Raw genomic sequence first — 22,116 nt, 5'->3', positions numbered from 1 at the left:
AAATGATTTCCGGCAGCCTTTTTTCATTAATTTAAAGGGGGTAAGCAGCATCTTCCCTAATCTTTTGGCTTCCTTACCTTAAAACAATCTCCAGCTTCTGGGTTCCTTACTCTCTTAAAACTTAAACCCGATACTGAAATAGATTCTGGAAAAATCAAGTTGGTTATTTCTGGAAATATTAAGATTAATAGGACCTATAAGGGATTCATAGCCAAGATTGACTCCATATCCGAACATTTCGAAACTGTCATTAAAAGGAGAAAACTCTTCACTCACTTTTCCATAACTGAATGAAGGGGTTATGTATAATCTCTTCATAATTCTATACTGAAGGGATATTCCTGTTTTAGCTACAGAGTTCATAGGAAGCTCTTTCTGGCGAAGTCCATTAAATTCAGGATTTAACAAATCATAATTGTACTCACTTCCTCCTAAATTGTATTTCTGGTTCAGAAAAAAGTAAGGTATTGTGTCTTCTCTGTATGAACCAAAGCTTGTTCCAAGGAACAGATTTACCTTTGCTGCCAATCTTCTTGTAATAGGATAGGCAAAGTTTTCATTCAGCGTAAATGATACCAGGTTCTTAGGGACAAAATAATCAGGGTTCTTAGGGTTTAAGATGGGATATAACTGAGGCTGTACTACTTGCAGATCATACAACTTATATTCATCTCCAAAATACAATCTTGTGCTTACCTGAAGATGATTCCCTTTGGTAGAAAAGTATCTCTTGTTCAGATTATTCTGCTCAAATTTAAGAAATGCGTTAAAATTACTGTGATTATAAAGCTTTTTGCTAAAAATATCTGCCCTTGCCTGATCTATTTTATCCAGCAAAGTATACATTCTTTCCGTGCTAAATTCTGTTCCTAAAGAAATAAAAGCGTTGGGGTTGATATTATAATTTAAAGCTACTTTTCCTGTGATATTTCTATAAATGTGGTTAGGAAATTTTGTGGTGTAATCTTCATCATCATATCCCAATGTTCTAAATGTTAAATCATTACTTTTAAGATGAACCATTTTAGCTTCAAGATCGATCCACCAATGGTCACCGCTTCCCAAAAAACGCTGGTAAGCCAGCCTTGCCTTAAAACGCTCTGAAATATCGATAGTAGCCAGGAACCTTGATCTGTTTGCCAGGATATTCCGGTATGTATAATTTACAATAATCCCCACCGACTGCTCTGTATCATAATGAAGAGCCAACTTAAAAGCTCCTTTCTTAGCTTTTTTAACGAAAATATTCATTGTAAGTCCATCGCCCTCATTGGTATAAGTGTAATAAACTTTTTCGTATTGACGCACTCCAAACACTCTGTCTATTGCTTCATTGACGGTTTTCACATCATAATACTTCCCTTCCGTCAGCCCAAGTTCCTTTTTAATCACAGCAATTTCTACTTCATCGCTAAGCGGAGTTCCGTTTTCCTCGTTAAAGGTAAATTTTGTGGTAGGAAGCTTTACTTCCTCAATTTTTTCATGTTCATACTTGATCCCTAATCTTTTCTGAGCTTCTGCCAATGCAACAAATTCAGGGAGATGCTTCCTGGCTTCTACTTCTCCTATTTTAATGATCCTTCTGAACCTTGCAAAGTCTTTTGTGGTGATATCCCCCAACGGGTCTACAAAGTCAACCAGAATGTTGGATAAAGCCTTCTGATGCTTAAAATCCTCTACAGAACGGATGGCATGCGTCTGGTAGATCATTTTCATAGGATTTTCAATCTCTTTTTTGGTAAAAAGCCTGAATCCGGTATAGCCACCGATAACGAAATCTGCTCCCATCTGACGAACTTCATTAGCCGGATAATTCCGGTCTAATCCGCCATCAACTAATAACTTTCCATCAATATACACCGGAGCAAAAGCTGCAGGAATAGCCAAAGTAGAACGAATAGCCAAGGGAAGAGATCCCTTCTTCTGCATAATCAGCCCTCCGTTTTCAATATCTGAAGAAGTAAGCTCTACAGGAATCCTCAATTTACTGAAATCATTGATATGTTTTGCGTTAAAGGTTAGCGTATTCAAGACCTCCCCCATATACTGCCCTTCAATATAGGAACTGGGAAGCGTTGGAACTCCTTTTACGACCGGAAATTCAAGAATATATTTATCATACTCATCCTTCTCACTGATATTCACTTTGCTGTAGGGGATTTTATTGCTCAGAATCCTGTTCCAGTCTACTTTGTAAATAGTTTTCTTCAGTTCGTCGGCATTATATCCCATTGCATACAAACCTCCCAAAATCCCCCCCATACTGGTTCCGGTAATATAATCTACCTTAATTCCTAAGGAATCTATCATTTTCAAAATTCCAATGTGAGCAAATCCTTTGGCACCCCCTCCACTCAGAGCCAAACCAAATTTGGTGTCCTTCGTTACATTTTGTAATCTGATATTCAGAGAGTCGTTAATCTGTTGGGATTTAAGAAAAAGAGAAAAAATGACAGTTCCCAAAAGCAGGAATTTTTTCATGAGACAGCCTGTTTTTATGTGTATAAAAAATTCACAGTAAATATACAATTATACCGTAAAAGCTGCTAAAAAACATTATCTATTTCCTTATTGAAGAAGAATGTAAAAAAAATATCGCCAAAAATACTTTTCATTAATATTATTTTTGGGAAAAATAGAAAGTTGTTTTTATAATAATTTAAGATACTTATTTACAATTTTACACCATTCATTGGTTACATCGAATCTTCGATTTCTAATACAGAATGACAAAGCAAATAACTTAATTTTAAAGCAAAAGTCTATTAAGCATATTCTTTTGGCAAGGTCGCTGGCTAAGATAAAAGATTGTATAAGCCTAATAAGACTTTATTGTCTCTACAAAATTGATATCAGGATTCAGGATTTCCAGAATAAGACTTTTAACAGATCTCATTGCATCATCAATATCTCCCTTATCAAACACCAAAGGAACCATTCCTTTTTTAGCTTCTGCAAAACTCCAGATACCGGTTTCAATCGGAAAGCCCCAGAATTCCGGAAGATGCTGTATCACATAATGATAAATACAAAGCTGTAGTGCCTGTTTTCTATCACTGTTATGGAAATACCCTTCTACATTATCCTCATCAATTTTTACGTGGAGGTTTTTAATTTTAGCCGTTTTATAATCAATGATCCTTAATGTCCCATTCAGTTTATCAATTCTGTCAATAAATCCTAAGAACGAAATTTTATCATTTCCATCAAGATAAAATTCTACATTTTCGAACTTTCTTTCGATGTCAATGATCTCTAATTTATTGCCTTGTTTAACCAGATCCAGATCATGATTCAGAACGTTTTCAATTACTTTTTTCGCAATCGCCTTGTGGATATAGTTCATCCCTTTTTCATAGAACTCCGGCTGGTGCTTCAGTTTCTCAATGGCAATATTAATATACTTATCTATTGCTTTAACTGACTTCTCTAAATCACTTTCTTTTAAAACCTTACCCTTCAATACTTCATAAACTTCTTGAAGTGTATAATGTACTAAATTTCCATAATTTTTCACCGACAGCTCCTCTTCAATTTCGTCTGACTCCGAAGTGTTTAAGATCTTGGATAAGTAAAAATCAATGGGATTGTAAAGGTAGCTTGTCAGGTGGGAAGCTGATACCTTCTCCTTCCATTTCTGAAGTTTTTGTCTTACAATTTCCGTCTTGGAAATCTCTATGGGTTTTGTAATAATGGGCTCTGAAGAATTCTCAATAATCAAGTGTTCAATCTCATGGGAACTTTCCATTTCGATCTGGGTAATAAAACGGCTCTTTTCCCCCGTATTCACTCCCGAACTTAATGCATTGTACAACAAATGAACATTTTTCGCATCCTGAATCAGCCTGTAAAAGTGATAGGCATAAATACTGTCATTTTCCAAAAACGTATGAAGATCAAAAAATCTTCTGATATCAAAAGGAATGTAAGTATTCTGTGAATTTCCCAATGGAAGTTTCCCTTCATTGACCGAAAGCAGAATCACATTTTCAAAATTCAGAAGACGTGTTTCCAACAATCCCATAATCTGCAACCCTCTTAATGGCTCACCCTGAAAATCGATACTTTCAGAATTGATATGCTGGTTGATGAGAATCTCCAGCGTTTCCATTTTAATCTCGATATTATACGGAGTCAATTGGTTTTTAATAATCCTGAAGGCATTCTCGAAATGAGATACATTTTCATATTGAATATCATCTATTTCCAACCACTTCACCTGATGACAAAACGATATCAGAATATCCAGATAAGCATTCGTGCTTGCAGCTTTTTGCAGAAGACCAAAGTAAGATAACTCTCCAAGAAGTTCATTCAAAAGCTTTTTAGAAATATAAACGATATTTCTTTCTTCTATCTTTGCTTTAAAATCATTGATGATTAGCTCATCTTTGGCTGATTTCGGAAGCTCTTCAAGAATAGGAAATACATCCCTGTAGTAATACGAAGTTTTATTCTTTTCCAGCTGTTTTTGCAGGTAGAAAAGTCGTTTTACAGCATTGGAAAAAGACAGGTTCTTCAATGGGAACCCCATCGTGATATTCAGGTTGTCTACCCCATGCATCACATCCAGACTCGCAGGAAGAAGGTTCTCATCCAGCAAAACTACCGCTGTATTTGAGTAAGTTTTATTATTGATTTCCTTAAAGATCTCCGGCAACACTTTAGTTTGCGTTACATTTCCGGAAACTTCATATACTTTGATCTTTTTAGGTTGGTTAAAGTCATCTTCTATCCATTGGAAAGCCCTGCTATCATCAAATTCTTTCCATGTCTTATGATTTCTGAGGAATTTTCCGGCCTCCTGTCTTTCATCGTTAAAGTAATAACGGTCTGCCTGAAAAAAGCACTGAGCTTTATTCCACCGCAAAAGACTTCTTACCAATTTTTCTTCAACCGGCGTAAAGGCGTTAAATCCGCAAAAAACAAAATGCTCCGAGGTATTCTTCGCAAAATCTGAGATACTCGCTTTAGCAGCCTCGTGAATCATTCCTGAGGTCGCCCAGTTCTTTTCCTGTAACCTGTTTTTTAATTCGGGAAGAAAAACATTCATGTTCTGCCAGAAATTAAGAAACTTCTTTCTGGGTACATCATCATCTTCACCCAGGTTCTGGGCCCATTCTTTAATCCTTTCCTCATCAAACATGTACTGTAAAACCGCCTGGTCACTATCTGAAAACTTCAGAATATCATCCCAATCCTTCTGCAGGGTTGGAAACCACTTCAAAAAGTCAGAGAAATTATCTCTGGGGATCAGGTTCAGGCTTCGGTACACATCGAATGAAAAAAGCCAAAGCGGAATTCCCTGGATAACCTGTTTGTCAGCAATAGAGTTAATCAGTTCCTCGATGGTAAAAAAGTTGGGAAGAAATCCGGAATAGTTGTTTTCCTCCAGAATCTGTCTGATAAATACAATCGGACGTTTTCCGGGCAGGATGATGTTAAACGCAGACAGATCTGTGTTTTGTGCCAACAGTTCGTGAATGATCTTATTGAGGAATTTCAAGGGGCTTGGTAGCTTTTAAGGTTTTCTAATTCTTGAGAGATGGCCAGATTATATTCTGTTTGTTTTTCTTCATTCATTCCATGACGGGTATCCCTGTCATAGGCCATCTGAAAGTTTTTGTACTCTTTGGATATCAAGTTATAAATAGATTTAAATAATCTATCGTAATCACCGGAATTCCTGATATTTTCAGCAACAGCCTTCCTGAATTTTCTTACAAAAAGCTCCGCAATATCAAAGTGTTTCTGCTCATGTAATAAAATATAATCATTGATCTTTTTGACGTCTTTCCAGGATTTATCTTCACTGAATATCGTCTTTATTTCAATGGTTACTGGAGACTTTGGATTGGAGGATTTCACTACAGAATATTCCCAACCACAATTGGTATAAGCTGCAACATCCGGATTGTTTTTTCTGTTGACAGGACTTTTAAAATTGTCCCATACCAGCTTTTGCCCTTCCTGCCAGATAATTTTCTGTCCAAACACTGCATTTGCCACCAATAGACAGAATACAAAAGTCAATTTCATTATTTCACTACAATCGTTTTTGTAATCCAGTTATTTCCTCCGTTCCAGAAAGTAAAAGTATATTTCCCTATCTTTTGTGGATTAAAATTTATCTGATTAACCGCTGAGTAACTTTTTTGAGCACAAGGACCATTACTAATGTACTTATAAGCAGTAACCGTTCTTTCAAAATCACCGTTATGAATATAATCATATCCATAAAACCCCTGGCACTGAGATGAATAGGTAGAATAAGTTTTTATTCGCTGTATCGCAAAGACATCCATGGTGTCATTGGTAATTTTTACACTGTCTATTTTGACCTTATCAATAGATTCTATGGTCTGATAATCATCATCATTACATGAAATCAATACAAAGCCAAACAATAATGCTGAAAATCCAATATTTAGAAACTTTTTCATAATCTTTAATTTTCTGATTACCAATACATATTTAGCAAAAATTATTCTTTATTCCAAGAAAATCAGGAATTAAAATTACCCTTTGATAGATAAACTACTTTTTTAGTGTCAAAAAACTCTTCCTCAAAATAGTTTTTCAGGCTGAAAATTTCACATTTAAGTCCGGCAAGTTCTTCAGCAAGATCTCCACCTTTCAAATATAAAATTCCATTATGTTTAGGGTTAAATTGTTCTTTTTCAAATTTTCCCTTCAGCCATCTTAAAAATTCAGGCATCTGAGTGACCGCTCTGCTGACTATAAAGTGAAATTTTTCTTTTAATTTCTCTGCTCTTCCGTGGATGGCTGTTACATTTTTCAACCCCACTCCTTCCGCTACAGCATTTACTACACTGATTTTCTTCCCTATGGAATCAATAAGAGTAAATTGTGTTTCAGGAAACAGAATTGCCAATGGAATTCCCGGAAAACCACCTCCGGTACCAATATCCAACACTTTCGTTCCAGGAGCAAATTCCATCACTTTAGCAACTCCTAACGAGTGAAGAATATGCTTTTCATACAACGATTCCATATCTTTTCTGGAAATTACGTTGATCTTTTCATTCCATTCATGGTACAGGGTTTCCAGTTTTGCAAACTGTTCTAGCTGTGTCTCGGTAAGATCCGGAAAATATTTTAATAGTAACGATGTAGACATGTGAATTATTATAATCTGCAAAAGTAAGTTTTTATTGGCTTTATTCAAATTTTCAGAAAGAGTATATCAAAAAATAACGCCATTTTATTTTGAATTTTCTTTTTCAATAGGATTGTTACTTTTCTTAAGCAACCTTGCCAATTCCGCATCTTCATTTCCCTTACCCGCTTTTTTAATTTGCCCCATATCCAATTGAGTAGCATACCCATCTTTCAATTGCACACCCATCTTTCCGGTTTGCCTGTCTATGTTGATACTTTCAATATCTTCAGGACTGAATGTCTCATTTTTCAGAAGTTTCCGGTATTCCTGATCAGACATCTTTTTATTGTTTTTAGGAACAAAACTAAATATAGAATTCACTTTTTTCACCTGAATCATATTAAAAACATGATGATTATCCATATCTTTAATCCTTATCACGAGCCCTGGAAGGCCATTGAATTTGTAAGGCCCATCGCTGATAGGATACTCTTTGGAGAACCATGCTTCCCACTCTCTTCCTTTGTATTGGGCAATCGCTTTCTGACAATCTATTCCATTGATCTTTAAAAACTCTTTCTGTACAGACCATTTTGGAACTTCGCGATCCGCAATAACAAGATTTGCAGTTTTATATTTATCATATAAATTAGCTTCTCTTTTTGAATAGTCTTTTTCAACGATATACCCTAAGTTTCTATCATAATTTTTACTCTTAAATAACATCTTAAGATCTTTGTCTGCCTGATAAATAGAATCTCTTTCATATTTCACTGCATTATAAAAATAAGATTTCTTTCCGTCTGAATCCAGATTCATATAATCTGTAATATAAGAATCTTCATTATCAATATCTGATTTCATTTTGTATTCATACACAAAACGATAATTCTGGGCAGACACACTGCAGACTAATGCCAGAAATAAAAGAGTATAGATTTTTTTCATGGAGTTAAGTTTTTGATTAAACAGTACTTTCAAGACAAATTGCATAAAAAAAGAACATTAACTCCAAATATAATAAATCCTTTTAAACCTGATAAAAATCTTTAAACCTGCCCTCTTTTTATTACTTCTGCAAGGCCTTTTTATTATATATTTGTTAAAATTCAAAAAATACATGGACAAACTTTCAGATAGAGTAAAAAGACTAGGATACTCACAGACTTTTGTAATGTCTAATAAAGCAAGGGAAATGAAAGCGAACGGAATTGATGTTATCAGCTTGACCCTTGGTGAACCGGATTTTGATGTTCCGGATAATATCAAACAGGCAGCATTCGATGCCATCAATCAGAACTACAGTCACTACTCTCCTGTTCCGGGATTTCTGGAACTGCGTGAAGCGATTGCCTATAAGTTAAAAAGAGACAACAATCTGGAATACAAACCAACACAGATTTGTGTTTCAAATGGTGCAAAACAGGCTATTTTAAATGTTTTAGCAGCGATTATCAATGATGATGATGAGGTTTTACTTCCAGCTCCTTATTGGGTAAGCTACGATGAAATGGTTAAAATGATGGGGGGAACTTCTGTAATGCTTCCCACTTCTTATGTTACAGATTTCAAAGTAACTGCTGAACAACTTGAAGAAGCGATTACTGATAAAACAAAAGCCATCCTTTTCAGTTCACCATGTAACCCATCAGGAGGATATTACACGTATGATGAATTGAAATCTATTGCTAAAGTAGTTGCTAAATATCCTCACGTAACCATTATTTCAGATGAAATCTATGAGTTCATCAATTATGAAACAAAAACAACTTCCATTGCCCAGTTCCCTGAGGTTTATGAGCAAACTGCCGTAATCAACGGGATGTCAAAAGCTTTTGCAATGACCGGCTGGAGAATCGGATACTCTGCATGCCCGGAATGGCTGGCTAAAGCCTGTGAGAAAGTACAGGGACAAATGACAAGCGGAGCTAATACTGTAGCTCAAAGAGCTTCCATCGTTGCTTTAAAAACCGATCCATCAGAATACAGATACATGATTGATGCTTTCAAAAAAAGAAGAGATCTTGTATATGAGCTTATCAAGGAAATTCCAGGGTTCAAAGTACTACTTCCAAAGGCTGCTTTCTATTTCTTCCCGGACATTTCACATTACATCGGTAAAACACTGAATGGAACAGAAATCAAAAACTCTGATGATTTCGCCATGTTTTTATTGGAGAACGCTCACGTAGGATGTGTTGGAGGATTCTCTTTTGGAAGTCCGGAATGTATCAGATTCTCTTATGCAGCATCTGAAGAAGAATTAAGAGAAGCAATGAAGCGAATCAAAGATTTGTTAGAGCAATTCAACTAAAAATCAAAAAACTAAAATAAAACACAGCCATACCAATGAATTTGTTTAAAAAATTAACAATCGTTACCAGTATTGCAGCAGCAAGTTTTGCAGGCCATGCTTTTGGACAGGACTATCAATGGAAGGAAGCAACTTCCAATGGATACAAATATAAGTTTGTCACCAATGACCCTACCGCCGCAAGATATTATACTTTAAAGAACGGATTAACGGTTATCTTAAGTCCAACCAACAAAGAACCGAGAATCCAAACGTATATTGCTACCAAAGCAGGAAGTAAAACCGATCCCGCAGATCACACAGGTCTTGCTCATTACCTGGAACATATGCTTTTCAAAGGAACGAATCAGTTCGGATCTAAAGACTGGGCGAAGGAAAAACCTCTTTTAGACCAGATTGATGCTCTTTATGAGAAATACAACCAGACCAAAGACGAAGCTAAGAGAAAAGAGATCTACAAAGAAATCGACAGGGTTTCCGGAGAAGCTGCCAAATACGCGATTGCCAATGAATATGACAAAATGATGGCTGGTATGGGTGCTGACGGATCAAACGCTTTCACCTCTTTTGAACAAACAGTATACACGGAAGACATCCCTTCTAATGTTATGGATAAATTTCTGGCTTTGCAGTCAGAGAGATTTAGAGAGCCCATTCTCAGATTATTCCATACAGAACTAGAAGCCGTATATGAGGAGAAAAACAGAACGCTTGATGATGATGGAGACAAAGTGTATGATATGATGTTTGCTAATCTTTTCCCTAATAACAATTATGGAAAGCAGACTACCATTGGAACCATTGAGCATTTGAAAAACCCTTCTCTGCACGCGATCAGAGATTATTATAACAATTATTATGTTCCCAACAACATGGGAATCATCATGTCGGGAGATTTCAATCCGGATGAAGCTATTGCCAAGATTGACAAAGCTTTCTCTTATATGAAATCTAAACCGGTTCCGGAATACAAAGTAGGACAGGAAAAAGCGATTACCTCTCCAGTCATAAAAGAAGTGGTAGGACCTGACTCTGAAAGTGTAATGCTTGGTTTCAGATTTCCCGGTGCTTCAACAAAAGATGCAAGACTATTAAATTTTGTAGGCAGCATGCTGACCAACGGGCAAGCTGGATTAATTGATCTTGATCTGGTGAAAAAGCAAAAATTACTCGGAGCTTTTGCTTATCCTTATACCCTGAAAGATTATTCGGTATTACTTCTGCAAGGAAAACCAACTGAAGGACAGTCTTTGGATGAAGTAAAAAATCTTCTTCTTCAGGAAATCGATAAACTAAGAAAAGGAGAATTCTCTGATGACCTTATTCAGTCTATCGTAAACAACGAAAAAAAGAATACGATTCAAAAGGATGAGAAATATTCTTCAAGAGCAAGCATCTTAATGGATGAATTCACTTCTGAAGTAGATCATAAAGCCAACCTGGAGTATATTGAAGAAATCTCTAAGCTTACCAAGAAAGACATTATGGACTTCGTTTCCAAATATCTTCAAAACAACAATTATGTAGCGGTTTATAAGAAAAAAGGAGAAGATAAGAACATTGTCAAGGTTGACAAACCAACTATCACCCCTGTTTCTGTAAACAGAGAAGACCAATCCTCTTTCCTTAAGAAGATTGATGAGATGCCTGAAAAAGCAATCGCTCCGGTATGGTTAAACTATGACAAGGATATTGCTAAGAATAAATTAGGCGACGTAGAGGTTCTTTCTGTAAAAAATACAGACAATGCTCTCTTCAGAATGTATTATCACTTTGATTCCGGAAAATGGAACAACAAAATGCTTCCATTAGCTGCAGAGTACCTTCAATACCTGGGAACCAATGATAAGTCATCGGAAACTATTAGCAGAGAATTCTATAAACTTGCATCAAGCTTTAAAGTAAGTGCAGGGAACGAGGAAACTTATGTTTCTCTGGAAGGTTTGAATGAAAACTTCGATAAAACGATTGCTTTATTTGAAGATCTGATTAAAAACTGTAAAGCAGACCAGGCAGCATTAGATGCGTACAAAGCAAGACTTAAGAAAGCCAGAGCCAACGCAAAGCAGAATAAAGCCACCATCATGGCCGGATTAAGAAGCTACGCTCAATATGGAGCACAGAATCCGTTCAACAATGTTTTAAGTGATGCTGAACTTGATGCTTTGAAAGCTGAAGACCTTGTGAATATCCTTCATGATCTATTCAATTTCAAACATAGAGTTTTGTATTATGGACCTAAAACCGGAGCTGAGACGGTAGCTTCTTTAAAACCTATTCATAAACTTCCTTCAGCGCTTAAGGAACTTCCAAAGACAAAAACCTTTGAACAGATCCCGACAGATAAGAACAAAGTTCTATTTGCTCATTACGACATGGTACAGGCTGAAATTTTCTGGGCAAGAAACTCTGAACAGTACAACGCCGGTATTACCCCTACAGTAAGTTTATTCAATAACTATTTCGGAGGCGGAATGGGATCTATTGTTTTCCAGACGATCAGAGAGTCTAAAGCACTAGCCTATTCTACTTATTCCTATTTTGCTCTTCCAAGTAAGAAAGCAGATAAAAACTCTATTATGGCGTATGTGGGGACTCAGGCTGATAAATTCAACGAAGCTTCTTCTGCCATGAATGAACTTCTGACTACCCTTCCAAAGTCTGAGCAATTGTTTGAAACAGCCAAAAGCGGATTGAAAAAAACGATCGCATCTGAAAGAATTTCTCAGGATGGTATCATTTTCTCTTATCTGAAAGCCCAAAGACTTGGAAATAACGCTGATATAAGAAAGAATGTCTACGAACAGGCACCTAAACTGTCATTTGCAGACATCAACACTTTCCATGATAACGAGATGAAAAACAAAAACTACACCTATTGTATCGTGGCATCACAAGACAAAGTAAATGAAGCCGATATGCAAAAATTAGGAGAGATTAAAAAACTCAATTTAACTGAAATATTTGGTTATTAAAATAACAAAAAGCCCTGGTTTCAGGGCTTTTTATTTAACAACACATCAAAAACAATTATAGATTTTATTTATCAAAAACTATTTGTTCGATAGATAAAACTTCTCTATATTTGCATCAGAAATTTAAATATAAAAACAGAAAATTATGTCTTTAGTAGGAAAAAAATTCCCGAATTTAACAATCGACGCAATGTCTGAAATGGGTGACGATTTAAGAATCAACATCCTTGAAGAAGCTACTAACAACCAACAAAAAGTTCTTTTGTTCTGGTACCCTAAAGATTTCACTTTCGTATGCCCTACTGAGCTTCACGCTTTTCAGGAAGCTTTAGGTGAATTCGAAAAAAGAAACACTAAAGTAATTGGTGCTTCTTGTGATACAAACGAAGTACACTTCGCTTGGTTAAACACACCAAAAGATAACGGAGGTATTGAAGGAGTAACTTACCCACTTTTAGCTGATACTCACAGACAATTAGCAAACACTTTAGGAATTGTAGATCAGGATTTCGAATACAATGAAGAAGGAGAAGAAGTATTCACAGGTTCTAACGTAACTTACAGAGCAACTTACCTTATCGACGAAACTGGAAAAATCTTCCACGAAGCGGTAAATGACATGCCTCTAGGTAGAAACGTAAAAGAATTCTTAAGATTAATTGACGCTTACACTCACGTTCAAAAACACGGTGAAGTATGTCCTGCAAACTGGGAAGAAGGTAAAGATGCTATGAAAGCAGACAGAACTTCTACAGCAGAATACTTAGCTAAGAACTAATATAATGTGTTAATTTGAAAATGAGATAATTTGAAAATTAATCTCAGAATGGTTAAAAATTATCTCATTTTCTTCTTTACAAAGCATTAGCATATTTTCAAATTAACAAATTTTCAAATTACAATCATGTACACAGAATTAACCGAAGATACATTACAGAATATCGTAAACGACAACGAAAAAGTAGTTGTTCAATATGGCGCAACATGGTGCGGAAACTGCAGAATTATGAAGCCAAAATTCAAAAAATTAGCATCTGAGAACGAATCTATTCCTTTCTTATATGTAGATGCTGAGAAACTTCCTGAAAGCAGAAAATTAGCAAAAGTAGACAACTTACCTACATTCGCTATCTTTAAAAATGGTGAATTGGTAAACCAGGTTCAATCTAACCAGGCTGAAAGTTTAATTAACCTTTTTAACGAATTAGCATAATGAAATTACCAGTAATCAGACAATTCTACCAGAATCAGACTCCTGAGAACCTAGAAAAAACATTAGAAGTTCTTGAAAGCTTCTGCGAATTCAGAGGAACAAGTGACGAGGATTTAAATGTTGCAGGAGAACTTATTACCAACATTTGCGGAGCTTTGGAGGTTCACGCTAACGTACAAAGCGGAATGAGCGAAAAGGATGCTTTAAACTCTTTTGCACAAAAGGTTTTAGGATCTATTGATAAGTAGTTTTTATCATTTAATATTCTATAAAAACACAAAAGATCTGAGGTTTTCCTCAACACTATACTTCCCTATTCTTTACCTCTTACTCTACTTTCTTATCTGAAGCAAGACTCCGGCAGCTTACCCAAGCCTACCGAAGTGATATTCAGTATTGAATAGTTAAAGAATATCCAATAAAATCCCGATGAAATGTCATCAGGATTTTTTGGGTTCACGGCTTATTACAATTATCTTCATTCCGACGAAAGAGAACCTTCAAACATCGCTTCGATTCTTCATTTTACTCCGGTACTTTCAGAATGACACACCACAATAAATTGAGATAAGTACATCCATTTAAATGCTAATTTCCTAGTGTTCTTTCGCACCAATTTACGATGGTTTTGATGTTGAATTTTGACCTATCCTTGACAAGGATCGTAAAGTCTAATCCACGAATATTGAATCATAGGTTCAATACAGTCAAAAAAAATTAAGAATACTTTTCAAATCTGCTCTATCTGCAAAATCTGCGAGAGTAATAAAAACCTTCCCAACATCAGATTTCGGAATAAAAAATCCTGATGAAAAAAATCACCAGGACTATTATTTAATACTAATTAGATATTCGAATTAGCTTCTTCTACTCATCAGAATATTCAGGATATACCAGAATAAAAGCATAATAGAAGCAAAAAGCTGTAATGCTGCCCCCACATACTGATTCGTAGCATAAGAGTCTTTCAGCTTACTGGTTTGATATAAAATCGCTGCAGAAGCAAGAATGACCATTCCTACAGAGAACCACAATCCAAGATTAAATCCAAAAGCCATTCCTCCAACAATTAATCCGATTGAAATAAATCCTCCGATAATGATAATATTTCTTAAAAAAGAAAAATCTCTCTTGGAAGTAAAAGCAACCGCAGAAATACCTGCAAACATTGCTACCGTTAAAGTAGCTGCCTGGAAGATGATATTAGCACCGCCGGCAATATTAGTAGCTATAAAAAGCAATGGTAAAAAAATCACCGCCTCTAGTACAATATAAAACCCTAACCCAAGATACTGAGTGGACTGACTTTGCGAAAGTGACCATTTAGAGGCTAAAATAGAAGCCAGCCAGAAAACACCGATAATCAACAGCCAGGTGAATCTTCCACTGAACATCATTGCGATAATCTCTACAGGTACAGTCTTCAACAAAATAGTCTCAACTCCAATAAATGCAAGAATTGATAATGCAACATGCAAGTAGGTCTTCTTGTAAAAATTCGCTTTCTCCACTTCCGAAGAATGAGCGACTAAAACATCTGTCATCATAGTTAATATTTTTTTATTAATCGAAATTTATTTATCCTTTTTAACAGGCAATACGCCCAGAATCTTCCCATCATCTTCAAATACAACACTTATCACTTCTTTTGACGAAGAATCTCCGGCATATTTGTATTTAATATTAGGATGACTGACACCATCCATCGTTACATAATAGCCTACTTTTAAAATCTCAAGTTTTTTATTGGGATCAATACCATCCCTTACTTTTTTAAGAACATCTTCTGTGACAATTTCCTTTACCTTATCAGCAAGCGTTTCGTTCACCGTTTTATAATCCGAAGATTGCAAAGCGGTAATAAACTTCTGAAAATTATCATTATAAATATTGACTTTATCCTTACTTATGGTAGCCGGCTGTTCTTTCTTCTGATTGTTCTCAACCTTCAGCCCTGTGACTTTCTGAGCAAACATTACCTGTGTGCAAACAATCGCCAGACCTAAAAATATTTTTTTCATAGTACTCGTTTTGTAATTGGGTGAAATAGTGCTGGAAGATACGAAAATCAGACCAGTTCTAAAAACTTCATCGTATCCACATTGTCTGCATAAGTATCCAGACCCGGATTTTGCGCTTCACCAAAAGAAATTGAGTTTAATCCTAACTCTTCTTTAGCTACTACACACTGAATATTTCCATCGTTTTCAGCGATAAAATTTTTAACATCATCCAATGATTCGTATCGGCTGAAATTAATCACAGAAAGCGGACTGAACAACTTATCATCTTCTTTCAGCATCACGAAGTTGTTATCCCAGAATTTCTCCAGATTCAAAAGATAAACAGCTCTGTTATAATCATAATTATTAGCATATTTATTATGATTGATAATATCCTTGAACCCTAAAAAATTTTCAAACAATCTGTCGATCACAAAATCCTGAGGAATGAAAATCCTCGTTACATTTCTGCATCCCAATCCAAAATATTGGAAAATATCTTTTGCTAAAAGCTGGAGTTCTTCATCAGTTTCATCTCCTTTCAAAACAGCAACAGAAGTTCTGTTTTTACGGATAATACTCAAATGATTTTTAAAATAATACTCAAGATATCTTGCGGTATTATTACTTCCGGTAGCAATAACGGCATCAAAATTCTCTAATTTCTCTACAAATTCAAACTGAACCTCGCCTCCGGAAAATTCCTTCCATTTTTTTAATAAGAACGGAATCAAATATTGATCCTTAGATGACAGCTTAATTAAAGGGATATGATTACTGAACACAACAGAAATCACGTCATGAAACCCTACCAAAGGAATATTTCCGGCTAAAATCAATCCTACTCTCTTGGAAATTTTAGAGATTGAATAATTTTTAAGCCAGTTTTTAATATTTTCTTCCGTAAGAAGATCAGACCATTGTTGCAAAGCAAATTTCTGATTATCAACCGTAAACCACGGATTTCCTATTTCAGATTTCTTTAATAATAATTCAATATTTACATCATCTTCATTGTGATCTTCCGTTTTCCTCGATAAAAACGACTTTATATAATCACTTAATTTAATAAGTCCTAAAACTTGATTTTCGGTATTCATAATTACTTTAAAATTGGGGAATATTTTGTAATTTTGTGCAAATTTAAAAAAAATTAGCGATGGCTATTAAAATAACTGATGAATGCATTAATTGTGGGGCTTGTGAACCGGAATGTCCAAACAATGCAATATATGAAGGAGCTGTAGATTGGAAAGCTTCTGATGGAACGTCTCTTCAAGGGACGATTACAATGCCGTCAGGACTTACTGTAGATGCAGATGCAGCACAGGAGCCAGTAAGTGATGATGTTTATTTTATCGTAACTGACAAATGTACTGAATGTAAAGGTTTCCATGAAGAGCCACAGTGTGCAGCAGTATGTCCGGTAGACTGCTGTGTTCCGGATGAAGACCATGTAGAATCTGAAGAAGCACTGCTTAATAAAAAAGCATTCTTACACGGCGAATAAAAATAATTCCGTCTCATCATCTGTGAGGCGGCTTTTTTTGATCAAAACCCAACCTAACCAAAAAAATAAAGCGACAGGAATTTAAATTTCTAAAGCAACCAAAAAATAAAAATATGAACAAAAAGCACAACTTCAGCGCAGGGCCATGTATCTTACCACAAGAGGTATTTGAAAAATCAGCACAGGCAATCTTGGACTTTAACGGTATCGGATTATCTCTTCTTGAAATTTCGCACAGAAGTAAAGATTTCGTTGCAGTAATGGACGAAGCACGTGCAATTGTAAAAAGATTGATGAACCTGGGTGATGATTATGAGGTACTTTATTTAGGAAGCGGAGCAAGTATGCAGTTTGCGATGGTGCCTTACAATCTAATGAAAGTAGGCGGAAAAGCAGCTTATCTTGATACAGGAACATGGGCAGCCGGAGCCATCAAAGAAGCAAAAAAACTAGGAACTGTAGATGTAGTGGGCTCTTCAAAAGAAGAAAACTATTCTTTCATTCCTAAAAATTATACGGTAGGTTCGGAATACGATTATTTCCACTGTACCTCCAACAATACAATTTATGGAACTCAGATGAAATCATTTCCTGAAGTGGACACCCTGATGGTATGTGACATGAGTTCTGATATTTTCTCAAGACAGCTTGATTTTTCAAAATTTGACTTAATCTATGCCGGAGCTCAGAAAAATATGGGACCTGCAGGAGTTACTTTAGTCGTTATCAAAAAAGAAATCCTTGGAAAAACAGGAAGAGAAAATATGCTGTCTATGCTTGATTATTCTCAGCATATTTCCAAAGAGTCAATGTACAATACTCCACCGGTATTTCCTATCTATGCATCTCTGTTAACACTACAATACCTTGAAAACAATGGTGGAATTGCAGCAGCAGAACAGAGAAATGAAGCCAAAGCTAAGCTTTTATATGATGAAATTGACAGCAATCCATTATTTGAAACGTTCTGCGTGAAAGAAGACCGTTCATTAATGAATGTTTCTTTCAAAATTACAGATGAAAGTAAAAAAGAGGAGTTTGATAATGCATGGAAAGCTGCAGGAATCAGTGGACTTAACGGTCACAGAAGCCTTGGTGGCTACAGAGCCAGTTTATATAATGCCTTACCTATTGAAAGCGTACAGGTATTGGTGGATGTAATGAAATCTATCAAATAATTTAAGCATTTAAAAATTCAAAGATTGAAAGATTTAAAAGCAGTTAATTTAAATTTATTAATTTGCACCCCAGTTTTAAAATTTTGAAATATTTAAATCTTTCAATCTTTAAATCCAATAACACATGAAAGTTTTAGCAAACGATGGAATCTCAAAAGCAGGAGAACAGGCTTTGAAAAACGCCGGAATTGAAATTCTGGACAATAGAGTAGCCCAAGATCACGTTATTAATTTTATCAACGATAATAATGTAGATGTTCTTCTTGTAAGAAGCGCCACAAAAGTAAGGCAAGACCTGATTGATGCCTGTCCGGGACTTAAGATCATAGGTCGTGGCGGTATTGGAATGGATAATATTGATGTTGAATATGCAAAAAGTAAGGGGATTAAAATAATCAATACCCCAACAGCATCTTCAAAATCTGTTGCTGAATTGGTTTTTGGACACTTCATCGCATTAGCCAGATTCCTTCACGAATCAAACAGACTGATGCCTTTGGAAGGAGAAACTCATTTCAATGCCATGAAAAAGTCATTCAGCAATGCTTATGAACTTTCAGGAAAAACATTAGGAGTAATCGGCTTTGGAAGTATTGGCCAGGAAGTCGTAAAAATAGGAATCGCATTAGGGATGAAAATACAGGTTCTGACAAGAAGCCCAAAAACAGAAGTTCTTACTTTGAATTTCTTTGACGGCCAGTCGGTAAACTTTGAAATCACTTCCACCAATGATATGGACGCTTTCCTTAAAGAATCAGATTTCATCAGCATCAATACCCCAAAAACGAATGAGTACATTATAGACACCCCACAATTTGAAAAAATGAAAGATGGAGTTTATATTGTAAATACTGCAAGAGGCGGTGTGATAAATGAAGTGACACTAATTGATTTTATCGAGTCAGGAAAAGTAGCAGGAGCTGCATTGGACGTTTTTGAAAGCGAGCCCAATCCTGAACTTCCTTTACTGATGAATCCCGCACTCTCACTCTCTCCTCATGTAGGCGGGAATACGGTAGACGCGCAAGAGAAAATCGGTATCGAACTTGCAGAACAAATTATTAAGCTACAAAAAGAAACTATAAGATAAATATGCCTGTTTTTAAACCTTTCCGTGGAATAAGACCTCACAGAGATTTTGAGGATACTTTCCCTACCCATCCACTGGATAATTTTACCCAGGAAGAAATAGCAGAAAAAGCTCAAGTTGAAAATACTTACATCAACATGATAAAGCCTTATGTTGTAAGTAAATCTAAGGATGTAGACCGAAATCTGAGAAAGATCCGTTCCACATTTGAAGAACTTCTGGACGAAAAGAAACTCGTTCAGGATAATTCTGCATATTATCTTTATGAACAAATATATCCTAACAAGCAAATTTTCAGAGGACTTTTAGGTCTTGCCAGTATTGAAGATTTCTGGAATGGAAAAATCAAAAGGCACGAAAGTACCATTCCTCAGAAAAAAGAAAAGCTGGCTCATTACCTTGAAAAAGTAAACCTTCAGGCTGAACCGGTATTGCTAACCTACCCTGCCAACTCGAAAATTGAGTTGTTGATGAACCATGAAGAAAAGAATGTTCCAATTTTCAATCATATAGATACAATTGGAATCAGACATAAAATCTGGAGAATAGACAACCGTTTGAAACTTCAACAGTTTAAAGAAGTCATCGATCAGATTGATTCATTCTACATTGCTGACGGACACCATAGAATTGGTTCCACAGCATTGAATGCAAAAAAACATAAGGATAAAAACAAAAGACACAACGGTACAGAGCTTTATAATTTTGTGTACAGCTTTATCGTTTCAAACCAATCGATCAAGATTCACGACTACAACAGAATCTTACACGATCTGAATGGCCTTTCCACTGAACAATTCCTGAAAGAACTTGAACAGTATTTCCTAATTCACGAAAAAGGAGAAACATCATACTTCCCTTCCCAGAAATTCCATATTTCAATGTATCTGGATGGTAAGTTCTACTCTCTTCACGTAAAGCACGACCTTCGCTCTAAAGAAATGTCTTTAGATAACCTGGATCACCATTTATTGGATAAATATATTTTTAAAGGTATTTTAAAAATAGAAGATCCGGATAGCTCTGATTTGATTTCTTACGTAAAAGGGACTTCTAATATCAGCGGAATTAATATTTTAAAAGAAAAGGTAGACAGCGGAGAAGGAAAAGCCGGCTTCGGAATTTATCCTGTAAGTTTTAATGATATGATTAAAATTTCAGACTTAAAATTAAGCATGCCTCCAAAATGTACATTCATTGAGCCAAAATTGATTACAGCACTGTTAATGTACGATATGAAACCTTAATAAATTCCTATTTTTTTCCTACTTTTATCATTGGAAAAAGAAAGGTAAATAAAAAATGAAAAAAATATTCATTATACTTCCACTCTTTTTGAGTGGATTTTTATTTTCTCAAAAAAAAATCCCCAAAAAGCCTGCTGGCAGAACAGCAATTCCTGTAAAATTAAATTATCACGATGAATTTAAAAAGATCTCAGACGAGGTTATGACCAACGGTAGGGCTTATGAAAATCTTGGAGAACTCACAAAGGGTATCGGGCCACGTTTCAGTGCCACTCCCGGTTATACAAAAGCAGTAGAATGGGCTGAAAAAAAATTCAAGGAAATTGGCATTAATATGATCTGGAGGCAGGAAGCCAAAGCTCCGGTCTGGATCAGAGGAAAAGAATCCTTACAGATAAAAGTAGAAAATGGAGATTGGAAGAACATCAGAATGCTTTCTTTCGGAAACTCTGAAGGAACAGGTGGAAAAGATCTGACAGGCGAAATTGTTTTAATTAACTCTACCTCAGAACTTAATGCAATGTCTATAGGTCAGTTAAAAGACAAAATAGTTTTCGTGAATGTTCCTATGGATCCGAAAATCATTAACACCAGTGACTCCTATTTACAGACCGCAAAATCAAAATTAATTTCTGCTTCTGTCATAGCTAAAACAGGTGCAAAAGCTTTAATTATAAGATCATTAACAACGGCTAATGATGATACTCCACATGCCAAAATGATTTACTACGAATCAGATGATAAAGTTAAAATTCCTGCTTTATCAATAGGAGTAAGATCGGCAGATGAACTGGAAAAGACATTAAAAAAGCAAAAAGTAACGGCTAAAATTAATATGACTGCCGAATCAAAAGGCAATACAACCAATCCCAATATTATTGCTGAGATTCAGGGTAAAAAAGATGCTAAAGTGATTGTTTTAGGGGCTCAACTTGACTCATGGGATGTAGGCGAAGGCGCCATTGATGATGGAACCGGGGTTGTTCAGTGTATCGAGGTTTTAAGAACTCTGAAAGCGCTTGGTTATGAAAACAATCATACCATCCGCGTGGTTCTGTATGCCAACAGTGAAAACGGAGGACAAGGTCGTGAAATGTATGCTGCTTACGTGAAAAAGAGAGACGAAAAACATATATTCGCCTTAGGAACAGATGCCGGAGGCTATTCTCCAAGAGGGTTTTCATTGGATATGTCTCCTCAAAGAAGAAGACTCGTTTCTCCCTGGAAAGAATATTTTCTTCCTTATGGCGTTTATGATTTTGACCAAACAGATGCCATTCAGGATATTTCACCTTTGAAAAAGCTGGATATTCCTTTAGCAGAACTTGTGGTAGACACACAAAGATATTTCGACTACCATCATTCTGAACAGGACACTTTTGATAAAGTAAATAAAAGAGAACTTTTACTGGGAGCGGTTGCCATCACACAGATGATTTTTATGGTTGATAAAAACTGGTAAT

At 35.8% G+C, this 22,116-nt stretch carries 19 protein-coding genes; 10 read left to right on the top strand and 9 right to left on the bottom strand.

The features are described from left to right. Positions 1 to 114: 114 nt before the first annotated feature. From NBX25_RS15820 to NBX25_RS15795, 6 genes are all read right to left on the bottom strand, one after another. Positions 115 to 2,481, bottom strand: coding sequence for a patatin-like phospholipase family protein (locus tag NBX25_RS15820; protein WP_123907897.1), 2,367 nt, complete (start codon positions 2,479 to 2,481; stop codon positions 115 to 117). A gap of 337 nt (positions 2,482 to 2,818) precedes the next feature. Next, entirely contained in the window at positions 2,819 to 5,506 is a 2,688-nt protein-coding gene (locus NBX25_RS15815) for a PD-(D/E)XK nuclease family protein (RefSeq protein ID WP_250254336.1), read from the bottom strand. Beyond that, positions 5,503 to 6,039 carry a DUF922 domain-containing protein gene (locus NBX25_RS15810; protein WP_250254335.1) on the bottom strand — a complete coding sequence of 179 codons (537 nt, stop codon included), beginning with the start codon at positions 6,037 to 6,039 and terminating at the stop codon, positions 5,503 to 5,505. The genes NBX25_RS15815 and NBX25_RS15810 overlap by 4 nt, the downstream gene beginning before the upstream one ends. Beyond that, entirely contained in the window at positions 6,039 to 6,443 is a 405-nt protein-coding gene (locus tag NBX25_RS15805) for a hypothetical protein (protein ID WP_123907900.1), read from the bottom strand. Before NBX25_RS15805 ends, NBX25_RS15810 begins: the two co-directional genes overlap by 1 nt. A 62-nt stretch (positions 6,444 to 6,505) precedes the next feature. Further along, entirely contained in the window at positions 6,506 to 7,141 is a 636-nt protein-coding gene (gene rsmG, locus NBX25_RS15800; RefSeq protein ID WP_123907901.1) for a 16S rRNA (guanine(527)-N(7))-methyltransferase RsmG, read from the bottom strand. 84 nt (positions 7,142 to 7,225) lie between these two features. Continuing rightward, the gene (locus tag NBX25_RS15795) at positions 7,226 to 8,071 is read right to left on the bottom strand and encodes a GLPGLI family protein (protein WP_250254334.1); all 846 of its coding nucleotides are present in this window, start codon (positions 8,069 to 8,071) and stop codon (positions 7,226 to 7,228) included. 172 nt (positions 8,072 to 8,243) lie between these two features. Between NBX25_RS15795 and NBX25_RS15790 the strand changes: the two genes are divergently transcribed. The 5 genes from NBX25_RS15790 (at position 8,244) to NBX25_RS15770 (ending at position 13,873) form a co-directional block, all read left to right on the top strand. Next, positions 8,244 to 9,437 carry a pyridoxal phosphate-dependent aminotransferase gene (locus NBX25_RS15790; protein WP_250254333.1) on the top strand — a complete coding sequence of 398 codons (1,194 nt, stop codon included), beginning with the start codon at positions 8,244 to 8,246 and terminating at the stop codon, positions 9,435 to 9,437. A gap of 35 nt (positions 9,438 to 9,472) precedes the next feature. Then, entirely contained in the window at positions 9,473 to 12,412 is a 2,940-nt protein-coding gene (locus tag NBX25_RS15785; RefSeq protein WP_250254332.1) for a M16 family metallopeptidase, read from the top strand. A 145-nt stretch (positions 12,413 to 12,557) separates the two neighbouring features. Next, positions 12,558 to 13,190 carry a peroxiredoxin gene (locus tag NBX25_RS15780; RefSeq protein ID WP_089733937.1) on the top strand — a complete coding sequence of 211 codons (633 nt, stop codon included), beginning with the start codon at positions 12,558 to 12,560 and terminating at the stop codon, positions 13,188 to 13,190. Positions 13,191 to 13,316: 126 nt separating this feature from the next. Beyond that, positions 13,317 to 13,625, top strand: coding sequence for a thioredoxin family protein (locus NBX25_RS15775; protein ID WP_123274739.1), 309 nt, complete (start codon positions 13,317 to 13,319; stop codon positions 13,623 to 13,625). Further along, positions 13,625 to 13,873: a DUF6952 family protein gene (locus NBX25_RS15770; RefSeq protein WP_250254331.1), complete on the top strand. Its 249-nt coding sequence runs from the start codon at positions 13,625 to 13,627 to the stop codon at positions 13,871 to 13,873. The genes NBX25_RS15775 and NBX25_RS15770 overlap by 1 nt, the downstream gene beginning before the upstream one ends. Positions 13,874 to 14,482: 609 nt before the next feature. On the opposite strand, the gene NBX25_RS15765 is transcribed toward NBX25_RS15770, so the two are convergent. Genes NBX25_RS15765 through NBX25_RS15755 form a run of 3 tightly spaced genes read right to left on the bottom strand, consistent with a single transcriptional unit; the run spans position 14,483 to position 16,728 of the window. Continuing rightward, entirely contained in the window at positions 14,483 to 15,172 is a 690-nt protein-coding gene (locus NBX25_RS15765; protein ID WP_250254330.1) for a Bax inhibitor-1/YccA family protein, read from the bottom strand. A gap of 27 nt (positions 15,173 to 15,199) precedes the next feature. Continuing rightward, complete coding sequence (locus NBX25_RS15760) at positions 15,200 to 15,646, bottom strand: peptidylprolyl isomerase (RefSeq protein WP_250254329.1); 447 nt, start codon at positions 15,644 to 15,646, stop codon at positions 15,200 to 15,202. Between the two features lie 47 nt (positions 15,647 to 15,693). Then, positions 15,694 to 16,728 (bottom strand): acyl-CoA reductase, encoded by a 1,035-nt coding sequence (locus NBX25_RS15755; protein WP_250254328.1) that lies wholly within the window; start codon positions 16,726 to 16,728, stop codon positions 15,694 to 15,696. Positions 16,729 to 16,787: 59 nt separating this feature from the next. Here NBX25_RS15755 and NBX25_RS15750 point away from each other — a divergent pair, with 59 nt between their 5' ends. The 5 genes from NBX25_RS15750 (at position 16,788) to NBX25_RS15730 (ending at position 22,115) form a co-directional block, all read left to right on the top strand. Continuing rightward, positions 16,788 to 17,138, top strand: coding sequence for a 4Fe-4S binding protein (locus NBX25_RS15750; RefSeq protein WP_123860506.1), 351 nt, complete (start codon positions 16,788 to 16,790; stop codon positions 17,136 to 17,138). 113 nt (positions 17,139 to 17,251) lie between these two features. Next, entirely contained in the window at positions 17,252 to 18,316 is a 1,065-nt protein-coding gene (serC, locus tag NBX25_RS15745; RefSeq protein ID WP_123907908.1) for a 3-phosphoserine/phosphohydroxythreonine transaminase, read from the top strand. A 124-nt stretch (positions 18,317 to 18,440) separates the two neighbouring features. Continuing rightward, the gene (locus tag NBX25_RS15740) at positions 18,441 to 19,406 is read left to right on the top strand and encodes a D-2-hydroxyacid dehydrogenase (protein WP_123907909.1); all 966 of its coding nucleotides are present in this window, start codon (positions 18,441 to 18,443) and stop codon (positions 19,404 to 19,406) included. A 2-nt stretch (positions 19,407 to 19,408) separates the two neighbouring features. Further along, complete coding sequence (locus tag NBX25_RS15735) at positions 19,409 to 20,653, top strand: DUF1015 domain-containing protein (protein ID WP_123907910.1); 1,245 nt, start codon at positions 19,409 to 19,411, stop codon at positions 20,651 to 20,653. Positions 20,654 to 20,708: 55 nt separating this feature from the next. Then, positions 20,709 to 22,115, top strand: coding sequence for a M28 family peptidase (locus NBX25_RS15730; RefSeq protein ID WP_250254327.1), 1,407 nt, complete (start codon positions 20,709 to 20,711; stop codon positions 22,113 to 22,115). Position 22,116 lies beyond the last annotated feature (1 nt).

Origin of the sequence: Chryseobacterium sp. Marseille-Q3244, from assembly GCF_940807095.1 — a bacterium.
Lineage (GTDB): Bacteria > Bacteroidota > Bacteroidia > Flavobacteriales > Weeksellaceae > Chryseobacterium.
This window is presented reverse-complemented; position numbering and strand designations above follow the sequence as displayed.